This window comes from Staphylococcus pseudoxylosus, assembly GCF_044794325.1.
GTDB classification, from domain to species: Bacteria; Bacillota; Bacilli; order Staphylococcales; family Staphylococcaceae; genus Staphylococcus; species Staphylococcus pseudoxylosus.
This window is the reverse complement of the sequence record NZ_CP085024.1, coordinates 2,786,623-2,799,786: the sequence shown is the minus strand read 5'-3', so window position 1 is coordinate 2,799,786 and position 13,164 is coordinate 2,786,623. Positions and strand designations below refer to the sequence as shown.

The 13,164-nt window shown below is 32.4% G+C and carries 14 protein-coding genes; 9 read left to right on the top strand and 5 right to left on the bottom strand.

Annotation, left to right across the window (positions count from 1 at the left end; all coding sequences use genetic code 11):
- Positions 1 to 8 precede the first annotated feature (8 nt).
- The 3 genes from cysC to add all read left to right on the top strand — a co-directional run bounded on the left by cysC (position 9) and on the right by add (position 2,237).
- On the top strand, positions 9 to 608 hold the full coding sequence (cysC, locus tag LG295_RS13355; RefSeq protein ID WP_107530317.1) for an adenylyl-sulfate kinase: 600 nt from the start codon (positions 9 to 11) through the stop codon (positions 606 to 608).
- A 126-nt stretch (positions 609 to 734) separates the two neighbouring features.
- The gene (locus LG295_RS13350) at positions 735 to 935 is read left to right on the top strand and encodes a hypothetical protein (RefSeq protein ID WP_107530315.1); all 201 of its coding nucleotides are present in this window, start codon (positions 735 to 737) and stop codon (positions 933 to 935) included.
- 321 nt (positions 936 to 1,256) lie between these two features.
- Positions 1,257 to 2,237, top strand: coding sequence for an adenosine deaminase (gene add, locus LG295_RS13345; protein WP_318832461.1), 981 nt, complete (start codon positions 1,257 to 1,259; stop codon positions 2,235 to 2,237).
- Between the two features lie 152 nt (positions 2,238 to 2,389).
- Here the strand turns inward: add and LG295_RS13340 are convergent, their stop codons facing one another.
- A complete protein-coding gene (locus LG295_RS13340) occupies positions 2,390 to 2,998 on the bottom strand; it encodes a class I SAM-dependent methyltransferase (protein ID WP_404476047.1) in 609 nt (202 codons plus the stop codon).
- A 324-nt stretch (positions 2,999 to 3,322) separates the two neighbouring features.
- Here LG295_RS13340 and LG295_RS13335 point away from each other — a divergent pair, with 324 nt between their 5' ends.
- Together LG295_RS13335 and LG295_RS13330 are read left to right on the top strand one after the other, a co-directional pair.
- Positions 3,323 to 4,507: an FtsW/RodA/SpoVE family cell cycle protein gene (locus tag LG295_RS13335; RefSeq protein ID WP_107530311.1), complete on the top strand. Its 1,185-nt coding sequence runs from the start codon at positions 3,323 to 3,325 to the stop codon at positions 4,505 to 4,507.
- Positions 4,504 to 5,085 (top strand): phosphatase PAP2 family protein, encoded by a 582-nt coding sequence (locus tag LG295_RS13330; RefSeq protein ID WP_107530309.1) that lies wholly within the window; start codon positions 4,504 to 4,506, stop codon positions 5,083 to 5,085. The genes LG295_RS13335 and LG295_RS13330 overlap by 4 nt, the downstream gene beginning before the upstream one ends.
- 137 nt (positions 5,086 to 5,222) lie before the next feature.
- On the opposite strand, the gene LG295_RS13325 is transcribed toward LG295_RS13330, so the two are convergent.
- Positions 5,223 to 6,008, bottom strand: coding sequence for a VLRF1 family aeRF1-type release factor (locus tag LG295_RS13325; protein WP_318832459.1), 786 nt, complete (start codon positions 6,006 to 6,008; stop codon positions 5,223 to 5,225).
- A 192-nt stretch (positions 6,009 to 6,200) separates the two neighbouring features.
- On the opposite strand from LG295_RS13325, the gene LG295_RS13320 reads away from it, so the two are divergent.
- The 3 genes from LG295_RS13320 (at position 6,201) to LG295_RS13310 (ending at position 10,158) form a co-directional block, all read left to right on the top strand.
- The gene (locus tag LG295_RS13320; protein WP_318832458.1) at positions 6,201 to 7,559 is read left to right on the top strand and encodes a sugar porter family MFS transporter; all 1,359 of its coding nucleotides are present in this window, start codon (positions 6,201 to 6,203) and stop codon (positions 7,557 to 7,559) included.
- A 110-nt stretch (positions 7,560 to 7,669) separates the two neighbouring features.
- The gene (locus tag LG295_RS13315) at positions 7,670 to 8,566 is read left to right on the top strand and encodes an ABC transporter ATP-binding protein (protein WP_107557827.1); all 897 of its coding nucleotides are present in this window, start codon (positions 7,670 to 7,672) and stop codon (positions 8,564 to 8,566) included.
- A 2-nt stretch (positions 8,567 to 8,568) separates the two neighbouring features.
- On the top strand, positions 8,569 to 10,158 hold the full coding sequence (locus LG295_RS13310) for an ABC transporter permease (RefSeq protein ID WP_404476045.1): 1,590 nt from the start codon (positions 8,569 to 8,571) through the stop codon (positions 10,156 to 10,158).
- Between the two features lie 255 nt (positions 10,159 to 10,413).
- On the opposite strand, the gene LG295_RS13305 is transcribed toward LG295_RS13310, so the two are convergent.
- The 3 genes from LG295_RS13305 to LG295_RS13295 form a co-directional block, all read right to left on the bottom strand.
- Positions 10,414 to 10,773, bottom strand: coding sequence for a DUF1304 domain-containing protein (locus tag LG295_RS13305; RefSeq protein ID WP_107530298.1), 360 nt, complete (start codon positions 10,771 to 10,773; stop codon positions 10,414 to 10,416).
- Between the two features lie 169 nt (positions 10,774 to 10,942).
- Entirely contained in the window at positions 10,943 to 11,368 is a 426-nt protein-coding gene (locus LG295_RS13300; RefSeq protein ID WP_404476044.1) for a MaoC family dehydratase, read from the bottom strand.
- Positions 11,369 to 11,481: 113 nt separating this feature from the next.
- Entirely contained in the window at positions 11,482 to 11,859 is a 378-nt protein-coding gene (locus LG295_RS13295; protein WP_107554678.1) for a helix-turn-helix domain-containing protein, read from the bottom strand.
- A 120-nt stretch (positions 11,860 to 11,979) separates the two neighbouring features.
- On the opposite strand from LG295_RS13295, the gene LG295_RS13290 reads away from it, so the two are divergent.
- The gene (locus LG295_RS13290; RefSeq protein WP_404476043.1) at positions 11,980 to 13,161 is read left to right on the top strand and encodes an MFS transporter; all 1,182 of its coding nucleotides are present in this window, start codon (positions 11,980 to 11,982) and stop codon (positions 13,159 to 13,161) included.
- Positions 13,162 to 13,164: the final 3 nt, after the last annotated feature.

Here is a 13,164-nt window from a genome sequence, read left to right as displayed (position 1 = left end):
GCTTAATTATGACTACTTCAAAAAATATTACTTGGCATGCATCAGAAGTAACTAAGGAAGAAAGACAACAGCGTAAAAACCATAAAAGTGCAGTTATTTGGTTTACTGGATTATCAGGTTCAGGAAAATCTACAATTTCTGTAGCATTGGAAAAAGCTTTATATGATCAACAAGTTCATACGTATCGTTTAGATGGAGATAACGTGAGACATGGACTTAATAAAAATCTTGGATTTAGCCCAGACGATCGTACGGAAAATATTCGTCGTATTGGTGAAGTGAGTAAACTGATGGTCGACGCTGGATTAGTAACAGTGACGGCATTTATTTCACCTTATCAAGCAGATAGAGACGTTGTTCGTGAACTATTAGCAGAAGATGAATTTATAGAAGTTTATACTTCATGTAGCCTGGATGAATGTGAAGCCAGAGACCCTAAAGGATTATATCAAAAAGCACGCAACGGTGAAATTCAAGGATTTACAGGTATAAACGCACCGTATGAAGAACCACAAAATCCAGAAATTGTAATAGACACAGAGCAATATAGTGTGGAAGATGCAGTTACTCAAATTATCGATTATTTAAAAACACATCAATATATTTAATTTGTAAGTACATAAGTTTAAGTCTTACAAGTTAAGACAAACATGACCGTGTGTGCGCAGTAGTTTAGTAACGCAATAATAGTTTTATAATAAGACTTATGTATAACATTAAAAGGGGAAGATGGGATGGCTATATTAAATATCATTGCTTACACTTTAATTACAGTCTTTATTTTAGATATTGTTATAGGTATCTTGCTTGTTAATAAAGGACAAAGTAGAAAACATTTCATGACCGAATTGAAAATTATCGTAATCTTACTTTGTGTATGCTTTTTAGGTTTAGGCATTTCATTAGTTACTATAGGTTATTTAGGAAGTAAGTAGTAACGCGCATGTTTTATATGTTATACACACAAGGGCTTAATGTAATTTATTTTTGATTAATCACAATACTGTCGACTTAGTCTGAAGACTTGTTGACAGTTTTTTTATTGAATGACTCTGTTTAATAGTGTGATGATATTTATTTGGTATCGCGTTGTATTGTGTGATTTTATTCAAAATACATTTTCCTTTATTATATGCGTTTATAGTATTGTATTTAACGTCGTGATATAGTATATAGATAAATTTTTAAAAAAATCTTTTTGTTTCCGTATTAAAAATTAATGGTGACATTTGAGAGGTAAGGCAGGTCAGTCAGATATGAATAAAATGCTACAAGATATCCCTAAAGTTGAATTACATTGCCATTTAGATGGTTCTACTAGTGTTGAATTAATTAGACAATTAGCGATGGAGCAAGGCATAAATTTAAATGAAGCGCGTCTATTTGTGAGTAGTAATTGTGAGAGTTTAGATGAATACTTGCAATGTTTTGATGAAATATTAAAAGTTTTACAGACACACGATGCTTTAAGAAGAGCGGTTGTCGATGTTGCACAACAGGCACAGCGCGATAATGTGAAATATATTGAAATTCGATTCGCGCCGCGATTTCATATGGATCTAGGATTAACGTTAACTGAAGTGATAGAAGCGGTTGAAGCTGGCGTACAAGAGGCTATTCATACATTAGACATTCAAGTTAACTTATTAGTTTGTGCAATGCGACAACATGAGTCAGAAGTTAATAAAGCACTTTTCGATTTTATTCAAAAATATGATAGTAAAGTCATCAACGGTATTGATTTCGCCGGCCCTGAGGCAGATTTCCCTCCTAATGATATAGCATCACCTATTCAATATGCCTTAGATCAAGGTTTCAATCTCACATTGCATGCAGGCGAGTGTGGTTGTATGCAAAATGTGGTAGAGTCTATCAAATTAGGGGCAAAGCGCATTGGTCATGGCGTTGCTATCAATCAAGATGAAGCAGCCTTACAGTTTGTAAAAGCACAGGATGTACTATTAGAAATGTGTCCTAAAAGTAATATTCAGACAAAAGCAATTGCAGATTTAAAAGAATTAAATATTCCTTATTTGTTAGACCAAGAGATTCCATTTCTTATAAATACTGATAATCGAACGGTTACTCAAACTTCCTTGAATGAAGAGTATGAATTGTTAGTAGATAACCAAATGATTACGTTAGAGCAAATTGAATACATTAATCAACGTGCGATTAACTATACTTTCTTATCAGATATAGAAAAAATGTCATTAAAAGCAAGCTTCCAGTCTTAAATAGACGGACAAACACTTGAATAATGGCCAAGGTACTTGATACTACTGATGATAGGAGCAAAGACATCGGTATTGGTCGTCTACTAGCTAGATAATTAAAAAAACGTGACACCAATCGGTGTCACGGAACCCCTTGTTATAAATATGAACATCTATAGTTTGCTACCTGTAGCTATAAATAAGCTTGCATCTTGCTTCATAAATATTTTTTGACCACTGTAAAAAGTATTAATCTGTAGGTTTGTCAGGCCTAATTCGTTAAAAGCATGGATGATATCCATTTGTTCAAAGCCATTATATACTTTTGGATGATAAATATTTTCATTTTTATCAAAATCAACAAGTATCATCATGCCTCCATCATTTAGGTGATTATAAAGTTTCTGTAATAATAATTGATAGTTACCACTGTGTAGTAAGACTAAAGATAATACGATAACATCATAATTTTTGTGGTTGAGTATTGTATCGTCTAAAAGTACATCACCCACCAAGGTTTTAATGGAAGTTTGATTTAAATCTGATACCTTGTGTTCAAAAATATCTACCATATGTGGAGAAGCATCTATGAGCGTAACTGCTTCAAAATAATCTACGATATTTAATGTTACAAGGCCAGTGCCACCACCATAGTCTAGCAAAGTTTGGTAGTTTGTATCTTTAATTTGTTGCGTTATTGCTTGGGTAATAACATGAGCGAGGTGTATTCTTTCAGGGGCATCGTATTTTTGTGCAATTTGGTCAAAATGATCTTTGTTCAAATAAAAGCTCCTTCATTTATAAGTAGGTTTGAAATATGCTTCTACTTATAAGGTTATTATAGATGCTTTAAGTCTTTGATTGATTTTAGCATAGCGCTTTATATTTTTCAATTTCTTTTATTTGATGATGTGGAGGGGTGTAAAAGCAATATCGATAGGATGTGTATATGTGTAAATATTTCAATTATAGATAAATATATAATAACTGAATAAAAGTTAAATGCTTAAATATTAAGAATTCAAATTAGATAAGCCTAAAGTATGATTGAGCTAATATTAAATTTGTGTTTTACTATATTCTGACAGTCATAATGAGGTGCAGACATGAAACGATTTTTAACTTACATACGTAAACATATCAAGGAATTAGATTATATTTTAATTATAAGTTTTTTGCTACTAAGCATTTTAGGCGTAATAATGGTATACAGTGCCAGTATGGTGTCAGCTTCTAAAGGCTCTCTTACAGGTGGTGTACCTATTGAAAGTAATCATTTTATGAAAAGGCAATTTCTCTTTGTAGTAATTGGATTTTTAGTCATTATTTTCATCGGCGCTTTTATCAATATTAATGTATTAAAAAAGAGCAATATACAAAAGCTTATAATTATAGGTACTTTATGTTTATTACTCATTACAGTACTGATTGGGAAAGAAATCAACGGTTCGAGAAACTGGATTAACTTAGGATTGTTCAGCTTACAATCTTCAGAATTTTTAAAGTTAGCCTCAATTTTTTATCTATCATACATAATTAACCGGCGTATTTCGAGTTCTCGAGATTATCATTTAAAACATATGATTCCTCCATTAGGTGTGCTAGGTGTTGGTTTATTACTTGTGTTGATGCAAGGGGACCTAGGTGGCACATTGCTAACAGTCGCTATAATTGCTTCTATACTTATTTATTCAGACATAAAAAATAAAATTAAACTTCAGATTATGATGATTACGATGGTTCCCATTGTTTTTTATATTATTTATACATTGATATTTGATTCTAAAAACTTATATAGATTAAAAAGAATCAAGGTAATGTTAGATCCATTTAAATATGAAAATGGAGACGGTTACCAATTAACCGGGGCGCTAACCTCTATAGGAAATGGTGGTTTAACAGGCAAGGGCTTAGGTAATGGTATCGCAAAATTAGGATACTTACCAGAACCTCATACAGATTTTATATTTACTGTGATAGCAGAAGAATTGGGTTTAATTGGTGTATTATGCACATTAATGGTTTATGGCGTTATTTTGTTTAAAGGATTCATTTATGCGAATAAAACAACAAACCAATTTTATAAGTTAATTTGTGTAGGTGTTGTAAGTTATTTATTTATGCAAGTATTTATCAATCTTGCAGGTGTATCAGGCCTTATTCCATTAACAGGGGTGACATTACCGTTATTAAGCTATGGCGGTTCATCGATGTTAAGTATAAGTATTGCATTTGGTGCGTTGCTTGCAGTAGCTCGAAATATTAATAAAGAAAGGAAGGCTATTAAATGAAAAATTACGTAAATATGATTTTAGTTAGCATATGTTTTATGCTCTTAGTTTTATGTATACATACAGGCTTAACGAATGGCTTAGATGCTTTTGTTTATCATTGGTTACATGAATTAATAACTGCCTACATACTTGTTCATTATTTGTCTTTTATTTCTGCGATATTTTCTCCTCTGAATTGTTTGATCATGGTGTTGTTCATACTACTTGTATTATTTTTCTTTAATAAAGTTAAATTTTGGTGGTATGGTTTTTGGTGTTTTAGTGTATTTGCGATAGGCACATTTCTAAAGTATGTGATTCAACGCCCGAGACCGAGCCTAGATATAGATGGTTATAGTTTTCCAAGTATGCATGTTTTAAGTGTTTGTTTATTAGTAAGTCTCATCTTATTATTAAAAAATAGCAAAATACTATCGGTAATCTGTGTACTATTAGTCATTTCTATTATGATTTCTAGAATCTATTTACAAGCACACTATTTTACAGATACATTGGGTAGCTTGCTTGTTTTATATATTATGCTTCAATCAATATATATCGGTAGAGAGCCGAAAGCTGTAAAAGCGAATAATTAAGAAATCGTATTGTAAGTTTTAAAATTTAAAACGTAAGCGAACCATAGAAATTAATTAAATTTAAAATATATCAGCACATAATGGGGCAAATATAAAAATCATCTTAACACTGTGATTTTTATATTGCCCCATTTTTATTATTCTTCATTAACTTTATTTATAATTTCAGTAGCGTTTAAATTTAAAATGTTACTGGTAATCACTTTATCAATATTTCTATTAAATAAAGAACGTAGTTTTTCTATTTCTTCTTTTTCTCCTGCTAAATAAATTTGTTTCCATTCATTTCTTTTAGCATTTATTTCCACAGTAGAAGCTAAATTTTTGAGCCAACGTTCTTGGTTCGCTTTGACTCTTTCTTTAAACTCGTCTCTTTTTGAGCCGCCTTGCGTAAAGTCATCACCTTGTGGCCCTTGGTGTTCACGCCAATCATCTGTGTCTAAATCTAAAATAAAGTCTTTTTCTTTAACGATAGTACCTATTTCTGTTTCAATTAAACGTGCCTTATCTTGTTGTAAAACTAAAATACCCGTATAAGGATAGTTTCCTTGTAATGATTTCAATTGATCTAATTTAGGTTGATCCCCCCAATTAAACTCAGTATCTATGGATATATGAGTTAATTTTTTAAATAATAATGATTCATCTGCAGTTAAAAATAGAATGAGACCTCTTTTTAACTCAGGCTCTACACTTTGAATTTCTGTTTCAACTTTTTTAATGACTTCTTTAGCTTGATTTTTTTCCTCATGGTCATCACTGTGTTTCGTTCTATAAGCTAAATCTTTTAGTGCATTTTTTAATTCGATTTTCCATTTTGTGCCTTGATCAGGATGTGTATTTAAATAAATTGAAAATACTTTTTGGTTCTCTGTTGTACCATCATATTTTTCTAAGTTATTAATTTCTTCTTTTAAAAGCATTACACTTCACCCCTTAAAATCATAATATATTATTTAATTTCCTAAATTATAAGTTTTAAACTTATTGATATATCTTATATATAATAATAAGAGTTTTAAAAATAACAGTTGCGAATATAATAATTCGGAAATATTTGTAACGCTTACATATTAAGAATATAATAGACATAATTTTAAAGGGGTTGGTACAAATTGAAAGCAAATAAGAGTTTAATATTTATTTTAGGTGCACTTGGTGGTTTATTATACGGTTATGATAATGGTGTTATTTCAGGAGCGTTGCTCTTTATAAATGACGATATTCCATTAAACAGTTTTACAGAAGGTCTTGTAGTTTCATCCATGCTTATAGGTGCAATCATCGGTTCTGGTGGGAGTGGACCTTTATCGGATAGAATCGGAAGAAGACGTTTAGTATTAATCATTGCAATTATTTATATTGTCGGATCATTGATATTAGCGGTTGCGCAAAACATGCCAACGCTTGTGTTAGGACGTCTTATTATTGGTCTGGCTGTAGGCGGTTCAATGGCAACGGTGCCTGTCTATTTATCAGAAATGGCTCCAACAGCTTATCGTGGTTCGCTCGGCTCGTTGAATCAATTAATGATTACAATTGGAATTCTAGCAGCCTATCTCATTAATTATGCCTTTGCCGATATAGAAGGATGGCGTTGGATGCTAGGTTTAGCAATAGTACCATCTGTCATCTTATTAATTGGTATAGCATTTATGCCTGAGAGTCCAAGGTGGTTATTGGAACACAGGAATGAAAAAGCTGCAAGAGATGTTATGAGCATTACATTTAATGATGATGATGAGATTAATACAGAAATTAAAGAGATGAAAGAACTATCAGCAATTTCAGAATCAACTTGGACTATTTTAAAATCTCCTTGGTTAAGACCGACATTAATCATTGGGTGTATTTTTGCATTATTTCAACAAATCATAGGTATTAATGCGATTATATTTTATGCACCCACTATTTTTAGTAAGGCAGGATTAGGTGAAGCAACATCTATTTTAGGGACGGTAGGAATTGGGACGATAAATGTACTTGTAACGATTATAGCGGTGTTTATAGCAGATAAAGTTGATCGTAAGAAATTGTTGATAACCGGAAATATCGGGATGGTAGCTTCATTACTTATTATGGCAATCTTAATATGGACCATTGGTATCGCATCATCAGCAGGTATTATTATCGTGTGTTTATCGCTATTTATTGTATTCTTTGGTTTAACTTGGGGGCCTATCCTTTGGGTTATGTTGCCAGAAATGTTCCCGATGCGTGCGCGTGGTGCAGCTACTGGATTAGCAACGCTTGTATTGAATTTCGGTACATTACTTGTTGCGCAACTATTTCCAGTGTTAAATAATGCACTAAGTACAGAATGGGTATTCTTGATTTTTGCAGTTATTGGTATATTTGCAATGTACTTTGTAATAAAATATTTGCCAGAAACGCGAGGACGGAGTCTAGAAGAAATTGAATATGATTTAAGAGACCGGACATCTGGAAACGACACAATAAAATACAATGGTTAGAATAAACATATGAACAATTATTCGTAGTTATAAGACATACTTTTATGAAATAATCACTTTCAAACAGATTTAATTTGATGAATAGAAAATTGATGAAATTGGGTGATATGATGGCTATTCTAAAAATTGAGAATTTAACAAAAAAATTTGGTGATTTCTATGCATTAAATGGTGTGAATATGGAATTAAAGGCAGGGGAGATTTACGGTTTTATCGGTCCAAATGGTGCAGGGAAATCTACTACGATTAAGTCTATATTAGGCTTGTTGAAACCAACACAAGGCTTAATTGAAGTGTTTGGGAAAGATGCGATGACTGAAGCTGTTGAGGTTCACAAAGATATTGCATTTGTACCAGGAGATGTTAATCTATGGCCAAACTTGACTGGTGGTGAAATTATAGATTTCTTTTTACATTTACATCCTAATGCTAACCATGAAAAGAAAAAGGATTTGATTAAACGTTTCGAGTTAGACATTACCAAAAAATGTAGCGCTTATTCAACGGGCAATCGTCAAAAAGTAGCCTTGATTACTGCTTTTAGTATAGATGCAAGTTTGTATATATTAGATGAGCCTACTTCAGGTCTAGATCCACTTATGGAAGACATATTCCAAGAATGTGTAAGAGCTGTTAAAAGGGACAACAAAAGTGTATTGCTTTCTAGTCATATTTTAAGTGAGGTAGAAAAATTGTGTGATCGTGTGGGTATTATTCGCAATGGTAAGGTTGTGGAGACGGGGACATTAGAAGAAATGAGGCATTTAACACGCATGCAGTTTATCGTCGAGTCACAACAAAAATTAGAAAATTTATCACAAGTGCATGGTGTTCATAACATTCAGCAAGCGGATTCAACATATCGCTTTGAAGTAGATGCAAATTGTGTATCAGATGTAATTAAATACTTAGGGAAATACGATGTTAAGAAATTGGAATCTATGCCACCAACTTTAGAAGCATTATTCAAACGTCATTATGATAAACATAGTGAAGAGGAGGAATAATTATGGGGGCATTATTATTCCAAACTCCGAAACTTTTTTATTTTTATTTAAAGCGTAATAAATTCAAAATTTTTCTATGGCTTACACTTTTAACTATTTTAACATTACTTATCCCACCAGCTTTTAAAAACATGTATCCTAATGAAGCGAAGATGGGGCCAATAATAGAAATGTCGAAGAACCCTGCAATGGAAGTTATGCTAGGGCCAGGAGATTTCAACGATGTTAATATTGGTGTATTGTTTGCGCATGAAATGACTTTGTTTACGGGTATTATGGTAGCTATTATGAACATTCTCATTGTAGCTAGAGATACACGTGGGGATGAAGCGGATGGTAAGACAGAAATTTTAAAAGCATTACCAATAGGGAAACATGCGCCATTAATTAGTCATTTATTGATGAATATATTTAGCAATGGTCTGTTAGCTATTTTATTTGTGGTAGGACTTACATGTTTAAATACCAATTCTATAGATTTTTCAGGTGCCTTAGTTTATGGCTTTAGTATGGGTGTCTTCGGTTTAATGTTTAGTGGGCTAACGATGGTTATCGCACAACTTGTATCATCGGGTGGAGAAACGGCGGGTATGAGTATTGCCGTTTTGTTATTGATGTATTTAGTTAGGGCTTTTGGTGATATAGCCAATGAACAAATATCAATGTACTCACCTATGGGGTGGTTATCTAGAGTCTATGCTTTTTCAGAAAATAACTGGTGGCCAATTATTACCATGCTCGTTGTGACTGTTTTAATGTATGTTATCGCATTAGCATTAAATCATATTAGAGATATAAATGCTAAGATGCTACCACAATTACCAAGTAGAAAGCGTGCAACGTGGTACATGAAATCGCCACTAGGCTTACAAATAAAATTACAAAAAGCGGGTTTTTGCTATTTTGCTATCGGATTATTCGTACTCGGACTTTCCTATGGGTCCATCTTTGGCGATTTAGATCGTTTTTTCAAAGACAATCCATTATTACAATCAATGCTTTCCGATAAAGGTAATAATTACGTTGAACAATTTTTGCCACAATTGATGTTAGTTATGAGCTTAATCAGTACAATACCATCATTGATGTCACTGTTTAAAATTAAAAAGAGTATTGATATGGGGTATGCGATGCTTGTATTAGCAAACACAGTATCACGAATTAATTTTTTATCTAGTTTCTTGATTTTAAGTATTATTAACGCTATAGTTATGGTTTCTTTAGCTGCTCTAGGTTTATATGTAGGGCAAGTTTATGCATTAGAAAATGCAATTGATTTTGGAACGATTATGCAATCAGCAATGATCTTTATCCCAGCAATATTGGTTTTTGTAGGACTTGGTACTTTGGTTATTGGTTGGGGTATTAAGTTTACAAATGTAGTATATCTTTATTTAGCTTACACCTTTGTAGTAAATTACTTAGGCGTTTTATTAAATGTAAAAGCATGGATGAAAGATATTACACCATTTAATCATATTCCGAATATACCGGTAGATGATTTTAAATTATTACCACTGGTGATATTAACTATTATTGCAACAATGATGTGTATCATAGGCATTATCGGTTTTAAACAACGAGATTTATAGTACTCAGTTGTAAATAATCAGTAAAAAATTAAAAGGCGAGTATATGACATCAACATTAATTAATTGGTGTTATATACTCGCCTTTATTTGTCTTCTAGTTTATTTGAAGCAAGTTGAATTGAGAAGTTTCAAAGATTACGGTGTTAGGTTTTGTATTGTGTGAACCAACATAACATGTCTTGCTGTTGATTTCGGATTATATTTTTTATTATTTTTAGCTACATGTTGTAACGATTTGTTCATGGATGCTAGATATTAAAATAATAATGAAATTAAGGCTAGGATTGGTAAGCCGCCTTGTTTTAATAAAATAGATTTTTGACTTGTTACGGCACCATATATCGCAACGATAATCATGTACACTAATATACAAGCAACTAACTCTTTAGCATTGTTTGAAAAGAATAAAGCATATAGTAAGAATACGCCTAAAAGGCCATTGTAAATGCCTTGATTTTTCATAAGCGTTTTTAAATTATCTTGTTGTAGCGCTTGTTTAGTCATTTTAAATAAATTGCTCGTTTTGTCAGAAGTTGTTGCAAAAGTCTGCAAGGCCATGATATAGAAAAACTCTGCGGCAACTAATAAAACTAAAATCACTGATATGATACTCATATAAATATCTCCTTTAGTAAATAATTAATTTTTATATGAACACACATGAATGAAACGTGTAGTCTTTAATAAATCATGTATAGTCATGAAGTAGCATCATTATTATTTAGCCTTTTGGATATGTTGTAGCTAAGTATATGATTAGTAAGCTATTAATGCCTCAATAGCATTAACGTCTCATTAATGCTGTCAGTTCTCCTTCAAACACTTTATCTTCGTATTGGTTAAATGTCGATAATAATACAGTGAGTAGACCTTGGTCGCGTTTCGTGGCTTGTTTTTTCAATACTTTTATTTTTGTGTGAAGTTCATCTTCAGGATATACGGGCTTGATAAATTTAATATGATTCATATGTGTACCTGCGATTACATCTTCACCATACTTACCTGCTTCGATCCATAATTTGAATGAAATGGACAATGTGTGTATACCTGAGGCAATGATGCCATTGAATCTACCTTGTGCAGCTTTTTCTTTATCCAAATGCATATATTGTGGGTCGAATTCTTGGGCAAAGTTGATAATATCTTTCTCACTTATCTTATTAGGAGGTGTAGTAAACACATCATCTATTTCAAATTCATCAAGTTTCATAATTTTTCAATACTCCTCTACTGTAATAATTCATCATTAATTGGTCCAAAATGTTTAATTGCTATCCTTAGAAATTTGTTTGAAGCGCTTGAAGCCCGAGTTGAATCGTTTGATTAGGCATTTGGAATATTAATAAAGTCTTGTTGGTTTAATGTGACAGGTTCACCTTGTTCATACATTTTTTCTACGTGAAATTCTCCCCAATAACATAAAGAAGATAAAATATTACCAAGTGTTTGACCATATTCAGAAAGTTCATATTCAACTTTCGGCGGAACTTGGTCGTAAACGATACGATTGATAATACCGTCTTTCTCTAATTCACGTAATTGCTGGGTTAACATTTTTTGAGTAATAGTTGGTATCGCTCGTTTTAATGCAGAAGTTCGCATTAAGCCATTATTTTGCAAGTGACATAGTATGACCGGCTTCCATTTACCACCAATGACGTCAATTGTAGCTTCAACGCCTATATTGTATGTTTTACTCATATGATTTCCTCCTTATAGGTACTAAAAGGTACCTATATTACTTTAAAGTGCGTACTTCCTCTTCTTGCATGTGTGATATATAGTAACACAATCAACAAAATTAAGGAGAGAAAATAACTTATGAAGAGAAATAAATTTGCTATTTTGGCTTTAGCGATGTCAGCTTTTGCAATTGGTATGACGGAGTTTATTAGTGTTGGTTTATTACCGTTAATTAAAGATGCATTTAATACAACTATTTCTTTGGCTGGTTTAACTGTTTCATTATACGCAGTAGGTGTAACGATTGGTGCGCCATTACTTACTCCATTAACTAATAGAATGAAACGCAAGCATTTGCTTATAGGTATTATGTTAATATTTATTATCGCAAATGCACTCGCTGCTTTTGCTACAACTTTGAGTATGTTGTTGGCTATGCGTATACTGTCTGCATTAATGCATGGCGTATTTATGTCTATAGCGACTGCTATTGCCAGTGATTTAGTAACACCTGACAAACGTTCAAGCGCTATTGCAATGATGTTTACGGGATTGACTGTTGCAACTATTACCGGTGTGCCTCTAGGAACATGGATTGGCCAACAATTTGGTTGGGAAGTTTCGTTTATTACAATTGCGCTAATTGGTTTAATCAGTTTAATCGTTAACGTATTTACTGTTCCTAAAGATCTTAATGAATATGAACAAGCTTCAATGTTAGAACAATTAACTGTATTTAAAAATAAATCTTTGATGATGATTTATTTAATTACAGCATTAGGTTATGGTGGAACATTTGTCGTTTACACTTATTTGACGACCATGCTTACAGATGTATTAAATTATAGTGAAGATGCCGTTGTAGTTTTATTAGTTATCTATGGCGTAATGGTTGCAATCGGGAATACACTAGGCGGTAAATTAACAAATAATCAGCCCACTAAAGTGCTGATAGGTATATTTTTAGTACAAGCACTAGTCTTATTACTTGTAGGTATAACCGTTACGCATCACGTATTAGGCACATTAATCGTATTACTTATGGGTTTATTTGCTTTTATGAATGTACCAGGACTACAACTGATTGTAGTACTTTTTGCTGAACGTAGAAACAAAGCGACAACGAATTTCGCATCAAGTTTAAACATTGCTTCATTTAATATTGGAATCACATTAGGATCTGTTATTGGTGGGTTTGTACTAAATCATTTCGGTATTACAATGACACCATATTTTGGCTTTGGAATGGTAATCATTGCTAGTGCTATGATGTATATCATTCATAAAAAAGAAACGACAGCAGAACTTAAAGTTTCTTAAGGA